General features: G+C 67.7%; 20 protein-coding genes and 1 tRNA gene. 7 read left to right on the plus strand and 14 right to left on the minus strand.

Annotated features, from left to right (window positions below):
* Position 1 precedes the first annotated feature (1 nt).
* Both MF270_RS09695 and MF270_RS09700 read right to left on the minus strand, forming a co-directional pair.
* Positions 2-1378: an MFS transporter gene (locus MF270_RS09695; protein ID WP_238365678.1), complete on the minus strand. Its 1377-nt coding sequence runs from the start codon at positions 1376-1378 to the stop codon at positions 2-4.
* A 95-nt stretch (positions 1379-1473) separates the two neighbouring features.
* A complete protein-coding gene (locus MF270_RS09700) occupies positions 1474-2010 on the minus strand; it encodes an acyl-CoA thioesterase (RefSeq protein WP_238365679.1) in 537 nt (178 codons plus the stop codon).
* Positions 2011-2137: 127 nt separating this feature from the next.
* Here MF270_RS09700 and MF270_RS09705 point away from each other — a divergent pair, with 127 nt between their 5' ends.
* Entirely contained in the window at positions 2138-2422 is a 285-nt protein-coding gene (locus tag MF270_RS09705; RefSeq protein WP_238365680.1) for a YggT family protein, read from the plus strand.
* A gap of 99 nt (positions 2423-2521) precedes the next feature.
* Here the strand turns inward: MF270_RS09705 and MF270_RS09710 are convergent, their stop codons facing one another.
* On the minus strand, positions 2522-3478 hold the full coding sequence (locus MF270_RS09710; RefSeq protein ID WP_238365681.1) for a PLP-dependent cysteine synthase family protein: 957 nt from the start codon (positions 3476-3478) through the stop codon (positions 2522-2524).
* Positions 3475-4017, minus strand: a complete 543-nt coding sequence (locus MF270_RS09715) for a helix-turn-helix domain-containing protein (RefSeq protein WP_238365682.1) — start codon at positions 4015-4017, stop codon at positions 3475-3477. Before MF270_RS09715 ends, MF270_RS09710 begins: the two co-directional genes overlap by 4 nt.
* Positions 4018-4177: 160 nt before the next feature.
* Between MF270_RS09715 and MF270_RS09720 the strand changes: the two genes are divergently transcribed.
* A complete protein-coding gene (locus tag MF270_RS09720; protein ID WP_238365683.1) occupies positions 4178-5359 on the plus strand; it encodes an acetyl-CoA C-acyltransferase family protein in 1182 nt (393 codons plus the stop codon).
* 96 nt (positions 5360-5455) lie between these two features.
* On the opposite strand, the gene MF270_RS09725 is transcribed toward MF270_RS09720, so the two are convergent.
* Positions 5456-6106 carry a TetR/AcrR family transcriptional regulator gene (locus tag MF270_RS09725; protein ID WP_238365684.1) on the minus strand — a complete coding sequence of 217 codons (651 nt, stop codon included), beginning with the start codon at positions 6104-6106 and terminating at the stop codon, positions 5456-5458.
* Positions 6107-6232: 126 nt separating this feature from the next.
* Here MF270_RS09725 and mbfA point away from each other — a divergent pair, with 126 nt between their 5' ends.
* From mbfA to MF270_RS09740, 3 genes are all read left to right on the plus strand, one after another.
* On the plus strand, positions 6233-7207 hold the full coding sequence (gene mbfA / locus MF270_RS09730) for an iron exporter MbfA (protein WP_238365685.1): 975 nt from the start codon (positions 6233-6235) through the stop codon (positions 7205-7207).
* 285 nt (positions 7208-7492) lie between these two features.
* Positions 7493-9148: a DNA polymerase Y family protein gene (locus MF270_RS09735; protein WP_238365686.1), complete on the plus strand. Its 1656-nt coding sequence runs from the start codon at positions 7493-7495 to the stop codon at positions 9146-9148.
* 322 nt (positions 9149-9470) lie between these two features.
* On the plus strand, positions 9471-9809 hold the full coding sequence (locus tag MF270_RS09740; protein WP_238365687.1) for a DUF2794 domain-containing protein: 339 nt from the start codon (positions 9471-9473) through the stop codon (positions 9807-9809).
* A 4-nt stretch (positions 9810-9813) separates the two neighbouring features.
* Here MF270_RS09740 and speB read toward each other — a convergent pair whose 3' ends face one another.
* The 4 genes from speB to MF270_RS09760 all read right to left on the minus strand — a co-directional run bounded on the left by speB (position 9814) and on the right by MF270_RS09760 (position 13495).
* Positions 9814-10776, minus strand: coding sequence for an agmatinase (speB, locus tag MF270_RS09745; RefSeq protein ID WP_238365688.1), 963 nt, complete (start codon positions 10774-10776; stop codon positions 9814-9816).
* Positions 10773-11627, minus strand: a complete 855-nt coding sequence (locus tag MF270_RS09750; RefSeq protein WP_238365689.1) for a C40 family peptidase — start codon at positions 11625-11627, stop codon at positions 10773-10775. Before MF270_RS09750 ends, speB begins: the two co-directional genes overlap by 4 nt.
* Positions 11624-13009: a leucyl aminopeptidase family protein gene (locus MF270_RS09755; RefSeq protein ID WP_238365690.1), complete on the minus strand. Its 1386-nt coding sequence runs from the start codon at positions 13007-13009 to the stop codon at positions 11624-11626. Before MF270_RS09755 ends, MF270_RS09750 begins: the two co-directional genes overlap by 4 nt.
* Positions 13010-13105: 96 nt before the next feature.
* Positions 13106-13495 carry a hypothetical protein gene (locus MF270_RS09760; RefSeq protein ID WP_238365691.1) on the minus strand — a complete coding sequence of 130 codons (390 nt, stop codon included), beginning with the start codon at positions 13493-13495 and terminating at the stop codon, positions 13106-13108.
* A gap of 137 nt (positions 13496-13632) precedes the next feature.
* Here MF270_RS09760 and MF270_RS09765 point away from each other — a divergent pair, with 137 nt between their 5' ends.
* Positions 13633-14283 (plus strand): carbonic anhydrase, encoded by a 651-nt coding sequence (locus tag MF270_RS09765; RefSeq protein ID WP_238365692.1) that lies wholly within the window; start codon positions 13633-13635, stop codon positions 14281-14283.
* 12 nt (positions 14284-14295) lie between these two features.
* On the opposite strand, the gene MF270_RS09770 is transcribed toward MF270_RS09765, so the two are convergent.
* From MF270_RS09770 to MF270_RS09785, 4 genes are all read right to left on the minus strand, one after another.
* Positions 14296-14655 (minus strand): hypothetical protein, encoded by a 360-nt coding sequence (locus MF270_RS09770; protein ID WP_238365693.1) that lies wholly within the window; start codon positions 14653-14655, stop codon positions 14296-14298.
* Positions 14656-14817: 162 nt separating this feature from the next.
* Positions 14818-15840, minus strand: coding sequence for an aspartate-semialdehyde dehydrogenase (locus tag MF270_RS09775; protein ID WP_238365694.1), 1023 nt, complete (start codon positions 15838-15840; stop codon positions 14818-14820).
* 128 nt (positions 15841-15968) lie between these two features.
* Positions 15969-17144, minus strand: a complete 1176-nt coding sequence (locus MF270_RS09780; protein WP_238365695.1) for an MFS transporter — start codon at positions 17142-17144, stop codon at positions 15969-15971.
* A gap of 39 nt (positions 17145-17183) precedes the next feature.
* On the minus strand, positions 17184-18167 hold the full coding sequence (locus MF270_RS09785; protein ID WP_238365696.1) for a complex I NDUFA9 subunit family protein: 984 nt from the start codon (positions 18165-18167) through the stop codon (positions 17184-17186).
* 152 nt (positions 18168-18319) lie between these two features.
* On the opposite strand from MF270_RS09785, the gene MF270_RS09790 reads away from it, so the two are divergent.
* A tRNA-Leu gene (locus tag MF270_RS09790) sits at positions 18320-18405 on the plus strand.
* A 721-nt stretch (positions 18406-19126) separates the two neighbouring features.
* On the opposite strand, the gene MF270_RS09795 is transcribed toward MF270_RS09790, so the two are convergent.
* Entirely contained in the window at positions 19127-19810 is a 684-nt protein-coding gene (locus MF270_RS09795) for a GntR family transcriptional regulator (protein ID WP_238365784.1), read from the minus strand.
* Positions 19811-19917: the final 107 nt, after the last annotated feature.

The raw sequence follows: 19917 nt of genomic DNA on the forward strand, positions 1-19917 counted from the left end.
TTCATTGCCCGCTGCCTCCGATGCGTTCGCCTTGCGGTTTCACCAAGGCTAGCAGGACGAGCCCCACGAGGAAAAGGGCAATCAGCGGCGAGACGCCGATGCGCACATTGCCCGAAAGCGTGGTGAACAGCCCCACCAGCGCCGGCGCGATAAAGGCCGTCGCACGGCCCGATAGACCGTAGAGGCCGAAGTACTCGGCCGGGTTCGCGGGGTCGGTGTGGCGCACCATCAGCGACCGGCTGGCGGCCTGCATGGTGCCGCCCATCCCGCCGATGAAGACGCCGCAGACGATGAAGATCACGTCAGGCAACTGGCTGCCCTCAGCCAGCGGCACGCCGAATATCGCCGCGCGCGACAAGTTGACGATGACGATGCAGACCAGGATCAGCGTGACGACCGCCGTCATGACCACGGGCTTGGGGCCAAAGGCCCTGTCCGCCTTGCCGCCCACGTAGGAAAAGGCCGCCGCACCCAGCCCCGAGATCACGCCGAAGACGCCGATCTGCGTGACCTCCCAGTCCAGCACCAGCGTCGCGTAGATCCCGCCAAAGGCATAAAGACCGTTCAGCGCATCGCGATAAAGCATCGAGCCAAGCAGGAAGTTGATCAGGCTGCCTCGCCCCTTGATCCCCCTGAGGGTGGACCCGAGCTTGCGGAACGCGCCCGCAATGGTCGCGCGCCCCTTGTGGCCGGTGTCGCGCACCCACAGGAAGTAGGGCACCATGAAGACGATGTACCACAGCGCGACAAAGGGCCCGACGGCCCGCGTGCCCTCGCGTTGGTCCGCATCAAGCCCGAAGATCGGGTCGAGCCCGGCCAGCGTCTTGCCGCTGCCCTGCTCGGCAAAGAACACCAGCATGATCGCCAGCGCGAAAAGCCCGCCGATATAGCCGAAGGCAAAGCCCGAGCCCGAAATGTCGCCCACCGTCTTCTCGTCGCCAAGGCTGGGCAGTTGCGAGTTGATGAAGATCAGCGCGTATTCCGCCCCGATGAAGCCGACGGCAAAGACCACCAGCATGGTCCACATGTTCGACCCGTCGGGAAAGGTGAACCACAGCAGAGTCGCGCCGGTCACGTAAAGCAGGGAAAAGAACGCCATCCAGGGCCGCACCCGGCCCGTGGTATCGGCCAGGGCGCCCATGATCGGCGCGCCCAGCGCAATGGTGAGGCCGGCGAGCGCCTGCATCCAGCTCCACATGGTCTGGGCGCGGGCGTCGGCGAGGTTCTCTTCCAGTCCCGTGCCCAGGAAGTACTCGGCCGCGACCCCGGCGAAATAGGGGCCGAAGATGAAGGTCATCAGGACGGTGTGATAGGGCTGGCTGGCCCAGTCAAAGAAATACCAGCCCCAGATCCGCTTGCGCGCCGTGATCTCCGCCATGTCCTGCCCCTGTCCGGTTTACGCACAGTTAGGCCGGCGGGCCGGCGGGCCGCAAGGACTTCCTACGGATCAGGCGTCCGGCGCCGCGCCACGGCTCAGGTTTCAACCGGCGGCCAGGGGCGCAGATCCTCGGCCGCGACCCAGGCGGCGATCCAGGCGGGCACCTCGGGGCTGGGGGCGGCATGGCCCATGACCTCGGCCACCGTCTGCGGCGGCACGATCCCGTCCTTGCCGACCACGGCGGCGCGGTAGACGCAATTGTTCGCCGCCTCGCCACTGGCCAGCCACATCGTCTGCTCGAGGTAAAAGAACCGGTGATCCCAGCAGGCCAGCCGCGAAGTCATGCGCAGGCTGGCGAACGGCCGCACCCGCCGCCGGTAGCGCACCATCGCGCCCGCCATGGTCATCGACCAGCCGCCGGTGCGCAGCGCCGCCAGAAAGCCTGTCCGCTGCGCCAGCGGCACCCGGCCAAGATCGTACAGCGTCAGCGTCCGGCCGTTGTTCAGCTCGAGGAACATGTCGATGTCCCAGGGCCAGCAGCGGTGGTACGACACATGCGTGCCCTCCGGGTCCAGCGGCCCCATCCGCCGGGCGCGGGCCATCTCCTTGGTCATGCGCAGCACGGGATACATCACTCGCTCCTTTTGGCCCCGGGGTGACGCGCGGCCCGCCCCGCGTCAATCGCGACCTCGCGACACTTGTTCTTTACCCCGCGTGTGCTTAGGTGTGCCTGCGGTAAGAACAGGAGTTCCCGGACCAATGATGGCGATCTATGGCCCGCTGCGGCTGATCCTCGACGTGGCCTTCTTCATCATGCTGGTGCACATCATCATGAGCTGGCTGATCAACTTCCAGGTGCTGAACCTGCGCCAGCCGCTGGTCGGCCAGATCTGGGAGGGGCTGAACCGCCTGCTCGAGCCGATCTACACCCCGGTCCGCCGCATCCTGCCCGACACGCGTCCGCTCGACCTTGCGCCGCTGGTGGTGTTCATCATCATCATCTCGCTGCGCGACTACATCCTGCCCTCGCTCCTGCTGGGCTGACGCCCTTCCACAAGCGCCCCCGCCCCCCCTTCATTATTCCATAAATACTCCGGGGGGAGTCACCACAGGTGACGGGGGGCAGCGCCCCCCTGCCCGACCTCAGGCCCAAAGATCCGTCGACAGGTACTTGAGCCCGCTGTCACAGACGATCACCCCGACGCGCCCGCCCCGGGCCGGGCCGCGCAGCAGCTCCAGCGCCGCCGCCACGTTGGCGCCCGCGCTGAAGCCGCCGAATATCCCCTCGACCCGCGCCAGATCCCGCGCCACCTGCCGCGCCCGGTCGCCGCTGACCGACAGGTGCCCGGCCACCGGCGCACCGGTCAGTTGCGACAGCTCGGCCATGGCATAGCCGCCGCCCTGGATCGGATGCTCGGGGCGGGTGGCCTCGCGCCCGGCCAGCACCTCGGCCCCCTCGGGCTCCACCAGCCAGCCGCGCACGCCATGGGGCGCGAGGGCTTGCATGGTGCCGCCGAATGTCCCGCCCGACCCGGCGAAATCCACGAAATCGGTCAGCGTGCCGCCGCTGTCGGCCCACAGCTCCGGCCCCGTCCCGGCCGCATGGGCTGCCGCGTTGCCGGGGTGGTTGAACTGGTCGGCGCGGAAGGCGCCACGCGCGGCGGTGATCCGCTGCGCCTCGGCCTCGACCAGCGCCAGGTCCGCGCCCGAGACCTGCCCCGGCACCGCGCCCGGCGCCTGGTCCACCAGCACCACCTTGGCGCCCAGCGCTTCCATCATCCGCGCCCGCTCCACTGAATTGCCCCGGCTCATCACGGCAACGAAGGGATGGCCCAGCTGCCCGCAGACGATGGCAAGGCCGGTGCCCATGTTGCCGCTTGTCAGCTCGACCACCACCTGCCCCTCGGCCAGGGAGCCGTCGGCCTTAGCGGCCTCGATGATGCCCAGCGCCGCGCGGTCCTTCTTGGAAAAGCCGGGATTGAGGTGGTCGAGCTTGGCGAGGATGCGGCCCTCCACCCCTGCGGCAGCACAGAGCCGGTCCAGCCAGACCGAGGGCGTCGCGCCGATCACGCCCAGGATCGACCCATGCGCCCCGCTCATGTCCCGCGGGCCAGCACGATCTTGGCCCCGCCGTCGAGCGCGCGCAGCCCGTGCGGCACGTCGGCAGCCAGGCGCGCCACGTCGCCCCGGTCGGCCTGCGCGGTGATCCCGCCCGAGACGACCTCGACCGTGCCATTGATGACATAGGCCAGCAGCACCGCGCCGCCCGGCCCCGGCTCTCCGGTGTAGCTGCCGCCATTGCCCAGCCGCAGCTCGCGCAGCCCGGCGCCGAAATCGCGGATGCGCAGGCCCTGGGCGTCGAACTCGCTTTGCCCGGCGGCATCCGCGGTGACGATCTCGACCCGCCCCTCACGCGGCGGCGGGGCAAAGAGCGCGCCAAGGTCGAGGTCCAGCGCCCCGGCCAGCGCCACCAGCGTGGTGATCGTCGGGCTCGATTCGCCCCGCTCGATCTGGCTGGCCATGGAGCGCGATACGCCTGAAACCTGCGCCAGCGCCTCGAGCGTGAGGCCGCGTTCGGTCCGCGCCTCGCGGATCAGCCCGGGCAGCCGGGCAAGGATGTCATGGGCACTGTCCGTCATGACGGAACCTTGCCGCGCCGCGGCCATCGCCGTCAAATCGAAAGACGGCGGCAGCGCGGAAGATCGCGCACGCCTTTGACACCCGCAGGGATTATTCGCTGGCCAAGCGGACGGGCTTGGGGTTCACTCTGCCGCGAAACGCGAACGAGGAGTGAAACACATGAGCGACGATATCGTCATCCTGGGCGGTGCACGGACCGCGATCGGCACCTTTGGCGGCAGCCTTGCGGGCACCGCGCCCATCGACCTCGGCACCGCCGCCGCCAAGGCCGCGCTGGAACGTGCCGGGGTCGAAGGCGGCCAGGTCGGCCACGTGGTCTTTGGCCATGTCATCAACACCGAGCCGCGCGACATGTACCTCAGCCGCGTGGCGGCGATGCAGGCGGGGATTCCCGACACGACGCCCGCGATGAACGTCAACCGCCTCTGCGGATCCGGCGCGCAGGCCATCGTCAGCGCGACGCAATCGCTGATGCTGGGGGATGCCGATTTCGCGCTTGCCGGCGGTGCGGAATGCATGAGCCGGTCGCCCTATATCGTGCCCGACCAGCGCTGGGGCCAGAAGATGGGCGACATCAGGACGCTCGACATGATGCTGGGCGCGCTGACCTGCCCCTTCGGCACCGGCCACATGGGCGTGACGGCCGAGAACGTGGCGACCGAGTCGACCATCAGCCGCGAAGACCAGGACGCCTTTGCGCTGGAAAGCCAGAAGCGCGCGGGCGCGGCGATCGAGGCGGGGTATTTCGCCGAGCAGATCGTGCCGGTCGAGGTCAAGGTCAAGCGCGACATGGTGCCCTTCCAGGTCGATGAGCACCCCAAGCCCGCGACCACGGCCGAGGTGCTGGCCGGCCTGCGCCCCGCCTTTCAGAAGGACGGGACAGTCACGGCGGGCAATGCCTCGGGCATCAACGACGGGGCCGCGGCCATCGTGCTGGCCCGCGCTGGCGCGGCCGAGGCGGCAGGCCTTAGCCCAAAGTTCCGCGTCCTGGGTTATGCCCATGCCGGTGTGCGCCCCGAGGTGATGGGCTTTGGCCCGATCCCCGCGGTCGAGGCCTTGTGCAAGCGCACCGGGCTGTCGGTGGGCGATTTCGACGTGATCGAATCGAACGAGGCCTTCGCCGCCCAGGCCATCGCGGTGAACCGCGCGCTGGGTCTGGATACGGCCAGGGTGAACCCGAACGGCGGGGCCATTGCCCTCGGTCACCCGGTCGGCGCCACCGGCGCGATCATCACCGTCAAGGCGATGTACGAGCTGGAGCGGATCGGCGGAAAGAAGGCGCTGATCACCATGTGCATCGGCGGCGGACAGGGCATCGCGCTTGCCATCGAGCGGATCTGAGCGGAAAGGGCGGGAGTGAGGGGCCAGCCCCTCACGCTCCCCGGAGTTTAGTGACAAGATGAAGGGCGGATCCCTCGTGGGGCCGCCCGGCGCGCTTCATTCGGGCGTGGGACAGGTGACCTCGTCCTGGTCGGTGCCATAACGCGCGATGAACATGTCCGCAGTCCCCTGCGCGACGCGCTGGATCTCGGCCTCGGTGAAGTCGGATTGCATGCCGAAGACCATGCGCGGCCAGAGCGAGGCACGGCAGAGCTCGCCGAACTGGTCGGCGGCGAGATCGAAGTCGTCGATGTTCAACGCGCCGGCGGCATGGGCCTCCTGCATGAAGGCGCGGAGCCGTTCGCGGCCCAGCTGGGGCCCGCAGCTGTAGAACTGGCGGCCGAGTTCCGGGAAGCGGTCGGATTCGGCCACGCAGATGCGGAAGATGCGCATCGAGAAGGGCGAGACCATGAAGCGCGTGATCTGCGTCGCCGCCTGCAGCAGCATCTGCCGGATCGAGCTGCTGGGCTTGATCTCTGCCTCGGCGGCATCGGCCATGCGGATGCATTCCTGGCGCGCGACCTCGAGGAACAGGTGCTGCTTGTCGGGGAAGTACTTGTAAAGCGTGGCCTTGGACACCTCGGCCGCGCGGGCGATATCGTCGACGCTGGCGCCTTCGAAGCCGTCGGTCAGGAAGACCTGCCGCGCGCCCTTGAGCACCTGGTCGTATTTGCGCCCCTTGCGGGGGACGGGCGATCCGCCATCCATTCCGGTCTCCGACTCTGTGGAGCCTGAATATAAACCGTTCAGTTCACTTGCGGCAAGCCGCCGCGCCCGCTTGCGGCGGCTTTTCGGCTGCCGTAGTTTGGAATTGTTCTAAATTTTGGAGCTGTCATGCGTTTCCTCACCCAGCGGCGACGATTCCGCGACCTGTCCGAGCAGGAAGTCCTGGCGCTGGCCATCTCGTCCGAGGAGGACGATGCGCGGATCTACCGGTCTTATGCCGAGATGCTGCGGGCGGATTACCCGGATACGGCCAAGATCTTTGATGGCATGGCGGCCGAGGAGGACGGCCATCGCCAGCGGCTGATCGCCATGCACGAGACGCGGTTCGGCGCGGTGATCCCGCTGATCCGGCGCGAGCACGTGGCCGGGTACTATGCGCGGCGGCCGGTCTGGCTGGTCGAGAACCTCGGGATCGAGCGGATCCGCGAGGAGGCCGAGTTGATGGAGCATGACGCGGAACAGTTTTACCTGCGGGCCGCGCAACGGACGAGCGACGCGGCGACGCGCAAGTTGCTGGGGGACTTGGCCGCCGCCGAGGCCGGGCACCAGCACCGGGCAGGCAAGCTGGAGGAGGCGCATCTGGACGACGGTGCGCGAGAGGCCGAGGGGGTGACAGCCCATCGCCAATTCGTGCTGACCTGGGTGCAGCCGGGGCTGGCGGGGTTGATGGATGGCTCGGTCTCGACCCTGGCGCCGATCTTTGCCACCGCCTTTGCGACGCAGGACACCTGGACGACCTTCCTTGTCGGGATGGCGGCGAGCGTGGGGGCCGGGATCTCGATGGGCTTCACCGAGGCGGCGTCGGATGATGGCGAGCTGTCGGGGCGCGGCTCTCCGTGGAAACGGGGGGTCGCCTCGGGCGTGATGACGACGCTCGGCGGGCTGGGGCATGCGCTGCCCTACCTCATCCCGCATTTCTGGACCGCGACGGTGACGGCGATGATCGTCGTGTTCGTCGAGCTGTGGGCGATCGTCTGGATCCAGAACCGCTACATGGACACGCCGTTCCTGCGGGCCACCTTCCAGGTGGTGCTGGGCGGGGCGCTGGTCTTTGCGGCCGGGGCCTTGATCGGCGGGGGGTGATGTCGGGTTTCAGATTGCCGTGGCAATCCGACCCGGGGCGCGCCGGCTAACGCCGGCGCGGAGGGGGCCAGCCCCCGTCGCCTGCGGCGACTCCCCCGAGGTATTTTTGAAACGATGAAGGACGGGGGGACGCCAGGCGGAGAGGACGGAGGGGGCGCTGCCCCCCGGTGCCCGTGGGCACCGTCCCCCGAGGTATTTGGGAAACGATGAAGGGCTGGGTGGACTCGACTCTTGGGTGGCGCGGGACTAGATTTGGAACAAATCATGAACATGTAGCTGCTGCCCATGCCCGCCCGTCGAATCCTGTCGCTCTGGTTCCCCCGCCTTGGCGCGGAGCGGCTGATGCGGCGTGGCTTCGGCGCGGCGGATCAGCCGCTGGGCGTCGTGCAGGCGCAGGGGCAGATGCAGGTGCTGTCCTCGCTGAACGCGGCGGCCGAGGCGGAGGGGCTGTCGGTCGGCCAGCCGCTGCGGGATGCGCAGGCGATCTGCTCGGGTCTGCTGACGCGGCTGCGCAATCCGCAGGCCGAGGCGGCGTTCCTGGGCGTGTTGCGCCGTTGGGCCGGGCAGTTTTCGCCCTGGGTGGCCGAGGAGGCGCCGGCGGCGCTGCTGCTGGACATCTCGGGCTGCGCGCATCTGTTCGGCGGGGAGGCCGGGCTGCTGGAGGCGGCGGAGGCCGGGGCGGCCGACCTCGGGCTCACGCTGCGGGCCGGGATCGCGGACACGGTGGGCGCGGCCTGGGCGCTGGCGCGCTATGCCGGGCGCGCGGCGGCGTCGCATCGCAGCGGCGACGCGGTGGAGCAGGAGGCACGCGCCACCCGGTCGCGCGCGGTGAAGCGGCGGCATTGGGAACGGGGCGGGGCGGCACCGAGCCGGGTGAGCACCGCCTCGGTCGCCGAGAGGATCGCGGGGCACGGCAAGGCGCATGCGGCGCTGGCGCCGCTGCCGGTCGCGGCCTTGCGGCTGGAGCCGGCGTTGGTGGAGGAACTGGCGCGGCTGGGGCTGCGGCTGGTCGGAGACTTGGCGGGCCAGCCGCGCGCCGCGCTGGGACGGCGCTTTGGCAAGGGGCTGGTGTTGCGGCTGGACCAGGCGCTGGGGTCAGCCGCCGAGCCGCTGTCGCCCGCCCCGCCGCCGCGCGCCTTTGCCGTGCGGCTGACCCTGCCCGAACCGATCGGGCTGGCGGAGGACCTTTCGGCCGCGCTCGACCGCCTGCTGCCCCGGCTGTGCGATCACCTGAAATCGGCTGGGCTGGGCGCGCGGCTGGTCCGGCTCGAGGCGCATCGCGCCGATGGCACCAGGCAGGGGATCGAGGCCGGCCTCGCCCGCCCTGCCGCCGATCCGGACCGGCTGCGCCCGCTGGTGGCGATGAAGCTGCCCGAGATCGAGGCCGGCTTCGGCATCGACATGATCCGGCTCGAGGCGATCCGGACAGAGCCGCTGCACGACCGGCAAAGCACCGGCCACCTGGCCGCCGGACAGGCGGTGTCGGAGCGGTTGGCGAAAAGCACGGCGATGGATGACCTGGTGACGCGGGTGGGCGCGCGGATCGGGCTCGAGGCGGTCACCCGGCGCCATCCGGGCGAAAGCCACCTGCCCGAGAAATCCGCGCAGGTGCTGGGCGCCGCCTGGTCAGACCCCGCTGGCCATTGGCCACGGCCGGGGGTACCGCGTCCGCTGGTTCTCTGGCGGCCGGAACCTGTGCAGGCCCCCGAGCGACCGGACATCCCCGACCGCTTTCGCTGGCGCGGGCAGGACAAGGAGGTGACCCGCGCCGAGGGGCCGGAGCGGATCACCCGCGAATGGTGGCTGGACGACCCGGACTGGCGCACCGGCACGCGGGATTACTGGCGGGTCAGCTGCCGGGATGGCGACCGGCTGTGGCTCTATTACGGGCACGGGGCCGAGATGTCGGCGGGGTGGTTCTGTCACGGGAGCTTTTGTTGATGCGGCCAAGGTGGAAGGGGGGCCAGCCCCCCGTCGCCATGGGCGACTCCCCCCAAGGTATTTTCAAAACGATGAAGGAATGGGGTCTGCTTTCACTTTTCCGGAAATACTCATGCCGACGGTGCCACGAGCGCAACGCCCGAGAGGGGCGTCGCCTATCAACTTGCAGGATGAGAGCGCGCGGAAGCGCTCAATTGGGTCAGGGCGGTTGCGCCAGGCGGGGCATGGGGAAGATCGGAAAACGGGCGCAGGCGGGACCGCAGGACGCGTTGTTTCAAGAGAAACGCTTGATTTGTGAAAAGGATGTGCCAACATCTTGGGTATGAACTCCATCACATCCATCGGCGCGGGCAGCGCAGTCGAACAGGTGGCCTTCCAGCGACCCGAGCTGGGCGTCATCCTTGGTCTCTACGGGCGCATGGTCGCCGCGGGGGAATGGCGCGATTACGGCATCTCCTGCCTCAAGGACCGGGCCGTCTTTGCCGTGTTCCGGCGCACGGCGGAAACGCCGCTGTACCGGATCGAGAAGCACCCCAAGCTGCGCAACAAGCAAGGACAATACGTGGTCTTCGGCCCCGAGGGGCAGGTGCTGCGGCGCGGGCATGACCTCAAGACCGTGCTGCGCGTACTCGAGCGCAAGCTGATCCGGCCGGTCGATTGAGGTCTCAGGCCGGCAGTGTGCCGGCCATGATGCAGAGCAATTCGAACATGATGGACACGCCGAGGAAGGCGGTGCCGCCGCTGGCGTCGAAGGGGGGCGAGACCTCGACCAGGTCTGCGCCCGCCACGGTGACGCCTTCAAGGCCGCGCACGACCTGCAGCGCCTGGTAGGCGTTCGGGCCACCCACCTCGGGCGTGCCGGTACCCGGCGCGAAAGTCGGGTCGACGAAATCGATGTCGTAGCTGACATAGGTCGGCGTAGGACCGACGATCTCGCGCGCTTCGGCCATGACATCCTCGGGACCGCGGGCGTGGAACTCCTCGATCGGGATGATGCGGATGCCGACGCTCTCGGCAAAGTCGCGGTCCTCGCGGTCGTACATCGTGCCGCGGATGCCGATCTGGACGATGCGTTTCGGGTCCAGCAGCCCCTCTTCCACCGCGCGGCGGAAGGGGGTGCCATGGGTGTACATCTGTCCGTTGAAATAGGAATGGAAAAGGTCGGTGTGGCTGTCGAAATGCACCATGCCCAGCGGGCCGGGGCGGGCCAGCGCGCGCAGGACCGGCAGCGAGGTCAGGTGGTCTCCGCCCGCCGTGAGGGGCCGGATGCCGGCGCTGACCAGCCCGTCGTAGAAGGTCGTGATCCGGGTCATCGAATCCTGGATATCGGCCGGGTTTGGGCCGACATCGCCGAGGTCGGCGCAGGACAGCGCCTCAAAGGGGCGCAGGCCGGTCACCGGGTGCTCGGCCCGGATCATCGTCGAGGCGTCGCGCAGCTGGCGCGGCCCGTGGCGCGGGCCGGGGCGGTTGGTGGTGCCGCTGTCCCAGGGCACGCCGACGAGGCCGACATCGACCTCGGCCCAGCGGTCGTGGCCGGGCGGGACATGCGGCAGGCGCATGAAGGTAGGGATACCGGCAAAGCGTGGCAGCTCGAAACCCGAGACCGGGTGGAAGAACGGGTCGCTCATGCGGGGACTCCTGTCGGGGAAAGGCGCTTGCGGGCCAGCAACGGGCCGTCGCCCTGCGCGTCGATGCGGGCCAGCGCCTCGTGCAGCGGCTCGAAGGCGACCCGCATGTGGTAGGCATTGGCGTGGAGGATCTGCGTCGGGCTGACGACCAGCGCCACGTGGCCGCGCCAGAACAGCAGGTCTCCGCGCGCGAGGTCGGCACCCTCTGCCAGCGGATCGCCGATGCCGGCGCGTTGCAGGTCGCTGTCACCAGGCACGTTGATCCCGCAGGCGGCAAAGGCGGCCTGCACGAGGCCCGAGCAGTCGATCCCCCAGATCGAATTGCCCCCCCAGAGATAGGGCGTGCCAAGGTAGGTCTCGGCCACGCTGACCGGGTCCGTGTCGGGTTGCGAGACCGGGGCGAGATGGGTGGCGGGGATGTACAGCCCGTCCTCGGTGCGCCAGAGGCGGCCCTGCGGATCGGCCACCGCCACGGTCGCGCCATGGGGCAGCGCCAGGGGGGCCGGTGTCTTGATGTCGTTCTGCCGGAAGGCGAGGGTTTGCGGCTGGATCACGCGGTGGGTCGGCGTTTCGGGATCGCCCAGCGCGTCACGCTCCACGTAGCCCACGTAGCCGCCCCGCGTGGCCTGCCCGAAACACAGCCGCGTGCCGGTTTCCAGCACGCGGAAGGCATCGCCGTAGATCAGCTGCCGGTCAAGCCGCACACCGTCGGGCGCGCAGCGCAGGGCGGCCACGGGGGCGATGACGCGGCGCATTTCTCCCGGCACGTAGTTGCGGCCGGGGATGCGGTCCCGCCATTCCTGCGCGGCGACGCGCGGGTTGGCGGGTGTGATCCGGGGATCGAAGCTCACAGCGACAGAAGGCGCGGCAGCGCGTCCAGCAGCGCGCGGGCGCCCTGACCCGTGCCGCCCTTGGGCCGCGCGGGGGCCGAGGCGGGTTGCCAGCCGTAGATGTCGAAATGCAGGTAGTCCCCGGACGCCTCGACAAAGCGGCGCAGGAACAGCGCGGCGGTGATCGAGCCTGCGAACCCGCCCGAGGGCGCGTTGTCGAGATCGGCGATGCCCGGTTCGATCTTGGCCTCGTAGGGGTCCCAGAAGGGCATGCGCCAGACCGGATCGGCGCAGGCGCCCGCCGCATCGCTCAGCTGCGCGGCCATGAGGTCCGAGGTGGCGTAGAACGGCGCAAGGTCGGGGCCCACCGCCACGCGGGCCGCGCCGGTGAGGGTGGCCATGGAGACCACCAGGTCGGGTTCTTCCTCGTCCGCCAACGCCAGCGCATCGGCCAGTACCAGCCGCCCCTCGGCGTCGGTGTTGTTGATCTCGACCGTCAGACCCTTGCGCGAGGTCAGGATGTCGCCGGGGCGGAAGCTGTCGCCCGAGACATTGTTCTCGACCGCCGGGATCAGCACGCGCAGGCGCAGCTTGAGGCCCGTCGCCATGATCATCCGCGCCAGCCCCAGCACGGTGGCTGCGCCGCCCATGTCCTTTTTCATCAGCCCCATCGAGGCGCCGGGCTTGAGGTTCAGCCCCCCGGTGTCGAAACAGACGCCCTTGCCGACCAGCGTCAGCGATGGGCCCTCGTCGCCCCAGCGCATGTCCATCAGGCGCGGCGCGCGGGTGGCGGCGCGGCCGACCGCGTGGATCATGGGGAAGTTCTGTTGCAGCAGGTCGTCGCCCACCACCGTCTCGATCACGGCGCCGAACTCGGCCGCCAGCGCCTCGGTCGCGGCTTGCAGGCTGTCCGGCCCCATGTCCTGCGCGGGGGTGTTGATGAGATCGCGGGTGAGGCATTCGCCCGCAACGATCGCCTCGATCCGGGCGACGTCGATGCCGGCGGGGGCGACCAGCGCGGCCTTCATCGGGCCCTGCGCCTTGTAGCGGTCGAACCGGTAACTGGCGAGCAGCCAGCCCAGCGCTTCGTTCGCTGCATCCGCGTCGGGCAGACCGCTGGCGATGCGATAGGTGCCAGCGGGTAGCCTGGCGGCGGCGGCGGCCAGGGCGAACCGGTCGCGCTGGCGCGAGGCCTCGGTCCCGTAACCGGCCAGCGCCATGCCGATGCCGCCAGCCTCGCCCGGCAGGGCAAGGGCCTGGCCCAGCCCGCCGTCAAAGCCCATGTCGCGGACCCAGCCGGCAATGGCATCGGGCTGGGCGGTCAGCCAGTCGTCCAGCTGGCCCGGGGTCAGGACGTGGAGGTCGCGCGCATCGGGCGCATCATCGGCGAAACGGGGCGGCATGGGGCGTCCTTTGCGAAGACTGTTCGCAGAACAGAGTAAAGCGCCCGCAGCGGGCCGCAACCCCGGGCGAAACACCGAACCAAAAGGAAAGGACGTTCAGATCATCTGGTCCTGCAGATCCCAGACGGCGGTCAGGGACCGTTCGCCGCTGCGGATCAGGCGGGCCATGGTCGCGGCCAGCGCGACGCCATCGTTGCGCCGGGCGCAATCGGCCACGTATTCGGCGACCAGCGCAATGCCGGTCAACCCGATCTGTTCGCAGATCGTGGTCATGCCGTGGGTCGCCTCGACCAACTCGTCCAGGTTGCCCGAACGGAACAGCCGGTCGGCATGGGTCAGGCGCACGGCCAGTTCCTCGATCGCCTGGCAGATCAATTGCTCGGCCCGGGCGGCGCCCAGCTGTGAATATAAAATGGCCAATCGGTCGCGGTCGACAGACGCGGCCTCTTCGACTGACAGGAAGGCTACCTGCTCCACCGTGCTCACCCCATTGTTTTGCCCCCACAGGCTTGGCCAAAATGGCGGCGATCCCTTCTCAAATCGTAAAGATCAGGGCCCGATTTCCCTCGAAATTGTGGCGAATCGCCTATAGATGAACCTGCCCGACAGGAGAAGGACCTCGCATGCAACACGCCCGTCCCTTGCCCAAGTACCTTGTCCAGCGTTTCGCCGGATGGAAGGCAACTACATACGAAGAGAACAAGTCGTGGTATCGCCGTCTAGCGTCGGAGGGGCAGCACCCCCGCGCCATGGTGATTTCCTGCTGCGACAGCCGGGTGCATGTCACCTCGATCTTCGGGGCGGACAATGGCGAGTTCTTCATCCACCGCAACATCGCCAACCTCGTGCCCTCCTACGAGCCCGACGGCCAGCAGCACGGCACCTCGGCCGCAGTGGAATACGCGGTCACCGCGCTCAAGGTCGCCCATGTCATCGTCATGGGCCATTCCAGCTGCGGCGGCGTGAAGGGCTGTTTCGACATGTGCAGCGGCAAGGCGCCCGAGCTCGAGGAAAAGTCGAGCTTTGTCGGCCGCTGGATGGACATCCTGCGCCCCGGCTACGAGGCCGTCGCCGGCATCGAGGATGAAGAAACGCGGCTGAAGGCGCTTGAAAAGCAGGCGGTCATCGTGTCGCTGCGCAACCTGATGACCTTCCCCTTCGTCGCCGAGGCCGTCGAGGCCGGGAACCTCAGCCTGCACGGGCTGTGGAACGACATCGGCGACGGCGGCCTCGACTATTACGACGGAGAGACCAAGAGCTTCGTCTCGCTCTGACCCCGCCGGGTTTCAGGCGGCAACGACCCGGGCGACGTGGTCGGTGCCGTCTTCCTGGATGATGCTGGGAGAGCCGAGCCGTTCGACCAGGTCCCGCAGCGGCGCGCCCAGGAAGCTGCCCGTGCAGATCGCGTTGCGGGTCTGCTGGTTCACGACCAGAAGGCGGCCGTATTTCAGGTGCAGCCCGTAGTCGCGCGACGACAGCGCCGCAACCAGGTCGCGCCAGCTTTGCGCCCCGTCGAAGAGCGGCTTGAGGCTGAGCCTCAGCAGCGTGGCGGTTTCGCAATCCATGGCGTGGGTTTCGCCATCGCCGTGCCACTGGACAGCGGGGATCGCCTCGGGGTTCGTCTGCGGGAAAAGAGCCTGTTCCATGGTACCACCAACGTGCTTGAGCCTGGGATGGTTTCATGCTGCGCCCGGATCGGGGCGGAAATGGGGAAACGATCCCGGTGGATTGTGGCAACAATCGCGCGATCCGGGACAATTTGAACGACACCGGCGCAGGGGCAGCCCCGCGCCGGGTCGGATCGGGCCTCAGCCCTTCTTCAGGACTTCGCGGCCCAGCAGTTCGGCGATCTGCACCGCGTTCAGGGCGGCGCCCTTGCGCAGGTTGTCGCTGACGCACCACAGGTTCAGACCGTTGTCGATGGTCGAATCCTGGCGGATACGGCTGATGAAGGTGGCGAAATCGCCGACGCATTCGATCGGCGTGACGTAGCCGCCGTCCTCGCGCTTGTCGATCACCATGATGCCGGGCGACTCGCGCAGGATGTCGCGCGCCTCGTCCTCGTCCAGGAAATCCTCGGTCTCGATGTTCACCGCCTCGGAATGGCCGACAAAAACCGGGACGCGCACGCAGGTCGCGGTGACCTTGATCTTGGGATCGAGGATCTTCTTGGTCTCGGCGACCATCTTCCATTCTTCCTTGGTCGAGCCGTCATCGAGGAAGACGTCGATATGCGGAATCACGTTGAAGGCGATCTGCTTGGTGAACTTCTTGGGCGCGACGTCCGAGGTCGGGTTGTAGACCGCCTTTGTCTGGTCCCAGAGCTCGTCCATGCCCTCTTTGCCCGCGCCCGACACCGACTGGTAGGTCGACACGACGACGCGCTTGATCCGCGCGCGGTCATGCAGCGGCTTGAGCGCGACAACCATCTGCGCGGTCGAGCAGTTGGGGTTGGCGATGATGTTCTTCTTGGAATAGCCGTGGATCGCCTGCGGGTTGCACTCGGGCACGATCAGCGGCACGTCTGGGTCGTAGCGGTAGAGCGAGGAGTTGTCGATCACCACGCAGCCGGCGGCGGCCGCCTTGGGGGCGTAATCCTTGGTCGCGGCAGAGCCCACGGCGAACAGCGCCATGTCCCAGCCGGCAAAGTCGAAAGTGGCGAGGTCCTGGGTCTTGAGGGTCTTGTCACCGAACGAAACCTCGGTTCCCAGCGATTTTCGCGACGCCAGTGCGGCGATCTCGTCGACGGGGAACTGGCGCTCGGCCAGGATGTTCAGCATTTCGCGGCCCACGTTGCCCGTGGCGCCGACGACGACGACCTTGTAGCCCATTGTCTCGGGTCTCCTTATCCCTTTGGCAGGTCTAGTTTCAGGGTCCGACCCTGCCTGGCCGGACGCGCGGGGCTATACAGGAAGGCCCGATGTGTTGAAAGGCGAAAGATCGCGCGGGGGCGGCGCGGTCAGTCCGTCCTGTCGCGCGAAAAGAGGTAAAGCGCCAGGCCAAGGGCCAGTGCCACGGTCATCAGCCCGAACACCGGCTGGTAGCCGGCCTGCGGCCCGGACGCCGCGGCGTAGCTGTCGTAGATTCGGCCCGTCGCGACTTGGAAGAGGCCCACGCCGCCGATCCCGAAGAGGTTCATCAACGTGATCCCGCGCCCCGCCAGGTGCGGCGGGAAGAACGCCCGCCCATGGGCGACAATCATCGGGAAGGACGCGCAGAAGAAGCCAACGGCGGCAAAGGCGGCTATCGCCGCGCCCAGCGGCATCGCGGGCCAAAGCGCCAGCGTCGCGCAGGCGATCAGCCCCCCGGCGTTGCCGGCAAAGACCACCCATTTGCGCGTGCCGAGCCAGCGGTCGAGCGGGCCGTACAGGAACGTGCCCGCGATCATCGCCACGCCCATGACGAGGCTCGCGTTGCCGATCAGCACCGTATCGGCGCCGTGCATGTCGCCGAGGTAGGGCCCGATCCACAGGCCGCGCAGCCCGGCCGCCGGGGCGTAGCCCACGAACATCAGCGGAAAGACCAGCCACAGCGCGGGGATCTTCAGCAGGTCCAGCAGCGAGCCGCGCGTCGCGCTTTCGACGGGCGGCGGGTCGGTGACGACCAGCCACAGTCCGGCCGACAGCAGCACCGTCCCGCCGCTGAGCGCGCCCATCGTGGCGCGCCAGCCCCAGGCCTCGACCATCCAGGCCAGCGGGGCCGACCCCAGCAGGTTGCCCACCGAGCCGATCCCCAGCACCAGCGCCGCCAGCGTGGCAAAGGTCGCCGGCGGGTAGAGCCGCGCGAAGGTGTAGTAGGACGCCATCAGGACCGGCGAACAGCCGATCCCGATCAGGGTCATCGCGACGCTGATGTGCCAGGGCGCCGAGGCCAGCGCAAAGACCAGCGCCCCGCCGCCCGCGCCGAAGGCAAAGATCGACGCGGCCGTGCGGCGCGGCCCGATCCGGTCAAGCAGCGCGCCGACCGGGATCTGCATCGCGGCAAAGACCAGGAACCACAGCCCCGTGGCGGTGGCGAGGTCGGACGGACCCGCCCCGAGGTCGCGCGCCAGCGCGGGGCTGAGCACGGCCAGGAAGGCACGGTAAAACTGGCTTAACACATAGGCCAGCGTCAGCAGGATCAGCCCTGCACGCATGTTCCGCCCCTCCTCCCAAAGGCGCGCGGGATGGCGGGATTACTGCGTGCGCAGGTTCCGCGCCGATTCCTTGATCGCGTCGTATTGCCCCGAGGGACGGAAGCGCCAGAGGTAGTCGGGCATGACCGCCTCCATCGCGACGGGGGTGATGCCGAGATCGGCAAGGCCCTTGGCCCCGTCGGACACGACGTTGTCCTGGCGCAGGGTCACGACCTGGTCGCGGGTGATCATCCTGGGCACGATGCCAAGGCTCAGGCTGCTGGCCGTCTCGAACACGCCGCCAAGGATGTTGCCCACCCAGAACGGCAGGTTCAGCACCAGCCGGCGACGGCGGATCACGCCCAGCATGGTCTGCATCAGCTCGCGGAACGTGTTCACATCCGGCCCGCCCAGTTCGTAGATGCCGGGCTCGGCCTTGCCGGTCAGCGCCTTCTCGGCCGCCTCGGCGACGTTGTCGACATAGACCGGCTGGAACTTCGACTCGCCGCCGACCACGGGCAGGATCGGGCCCATGCGAGTCATCCCGGCGAAACGGTTGAAGAAATCGTCCTCGGGCCCGAAGATCACGCTGGGGCGCAGGATCGTGGCGGTCGGGAAGGCGTCGAGGATCGAGGCCTCGCCTTCGCCCTTGGACCGTTGGTAGGCGCTGTCGCTGTCGACATCGGCGCCAATGGCCGAGATGTGCACCATCTTGCCGACACCCAGCGCCGCGGCGATGCGCGCGATTCGGCCCGCGCCGGTCGCCTGCACGGCATCGAAGTTGTTCTTGCCCTTCAGATCGAATGTGCCCACGCAGTTCATGACGGCGTCGGCGCCTTCCATCACGGCGCGCACGCTGTCATCGTCACGGATGTTGCAGAACACGGGCTCGACCTGGCCCACGACACCGTAGGGCTTGACGAAGAGCGCCTCGTTCGGGCGCCGGACCGCGACGCGGACGCGCCATCCCTGTTTCGCCATACGGCGTGCGATGTAGCGGCCGACGAAACCGGACCCACCGTAGATCGTGACAAGCTTGGACATTGGCATCTCCGGGCATGTTTCGAGACCTCATTACGCCGCGAAGCATCGCGAAACAAGGCGATACGGCGCATTCGTGGAAGGGGCCCGAAAAAGATGAAAAAAGTGCGTTGACAGTATCGGTGGCGCGGCTTAAACGCCCCTCCACGACACCGGCCCAGGTGGCGGAATGGTAGACGCGCTGGCTTCAGGTGCCAGTGGCCGCAAGGCCGTGGAGGTTCGAGTCCTCTCCTGGGCACCATAAAAAGCCTCTAAGGTTTCGACCTTGGAGGCTTTTTTGTGTCCACGACTTCCCTTACCCACCGTTCTGTCCCCCGTGTGATGGATGACATCGCCCCACACTTGCACCCAAGGACACGATGCGGATCATCAGTCGGCTCTTTCGCTTTACATGACCCACAATCGGGACAGTAAGCCCCGATGAAAGATTGGCTGGCCGTCGTCTTGTTTCGAACCAAGGCGACGGCTTGGTTCTATTGGCCGCCGGGGCCTCGGGTTGTGGACAGCCTCTTTCAAGAGCGCCTTTTTGGCCCTCTCAATCATGTCAGCGCCTCGACCGACGTAGCCGTCCAGCTCCTCCCTAGCCACTCGTTCATCGGCCTTCTTCTGAATGTTGCAGGCAACCGAGTGATGCCGCTCATGCTCAAGAAAACTCTCGATGATCTGTATCATGGCAAAGCGTCCACCAATCTTCGCGCTCCGCCAGAGGACCTTTCACATGCCTCAAATTTTTTCTTTCAAAATACACATTTAACCACCTCGCATCGCTGTTTGCGACGCGTGTCCGTGGGAATGCGTTGGCACCTCTTCGCAGGCGCGTCGGATCATGTCGCTCAGACACCATGCGCACTTCGGTACCGCACAAGTAGGTTCACGCCCGCCAGGCTTCCTGATGCTTGCACGTCCCAGACCATAGATCGCTTCACGCGACGGCAGCTCCCTACGGCGACGGGGGCGTGACGCTATCTCTCCGAGTGGTTCGAGAGCAGTTTCCGGGCGATCGCCTTCGCTTCGTGCAGGTGGTCAGTCACCGCGGCAAGGGCGGCGTCGGGATCGTGATTGACCAGGGCCGTGCAGATAGACTGCATGTGCTCCGGGCCTGGCATGTCGCGCTGATCGCTGGTCAGCGTCAGGACCCGCAGCCGCGAGATCCGGCCGTTCAGCCGCTGCACGATCTCCCAGGCGATGTTGTGACGCGCCCCTTCGAAGATCAGCGCGTAGAATTGCGTCGCCGCCTTGAACAGCGCCCCCGGCGTTTGGTCCTGCCCTGCTCGTTTGAGATCCACCAAGGCCGTGTTCAGCCGCTGCGCCAGCTCGGGCGTCATGTTGCGCGCACAGGCCATCGCGGCGGCGGTCTCGAGCTTGAGGCGAATGTCGTAGATCTGCTGGGCGTCGTCCCAGTTCATCTCGGCCACGATCGGCCCGCGATTGGGCACATGCGACACCAGCCCCTCGGCGTCGAGGTACCGCAGCGTTTCCCGCACGACGGTGCGCGAGACGCCGAGCTGTTCGCAAAGCACCCGCTCTACAAGCCGATCCCCCGGCTTGAACACACCGTCAATGATCGCGTCCCGGATCTTTTCCAGGACGACATCCCGCAGCGTGATCGGCTGCTGCTCGATTTTGCTTAGCCCAATATTTGACATGCGAGTCTGGATATCAGGCCCCGCGCGGCTCAACAAGATTGTTTGTACGATTGTATTACGGTATTCCATCCTACAGTGAGACGATTCGACATTGATGGGAACCTTGA

Origin of the sequence: Mesobacterium pallidum (genome assembly GCF_019966535.1) — a bacterium.
Taxonomy (GTDB): Bacteria; Pseudomonadota; Alphaproteobacteria; order Rhodobacterales; family Rhodobacteraceae; genus Mesobacterium; species Mesobacterium pallidum.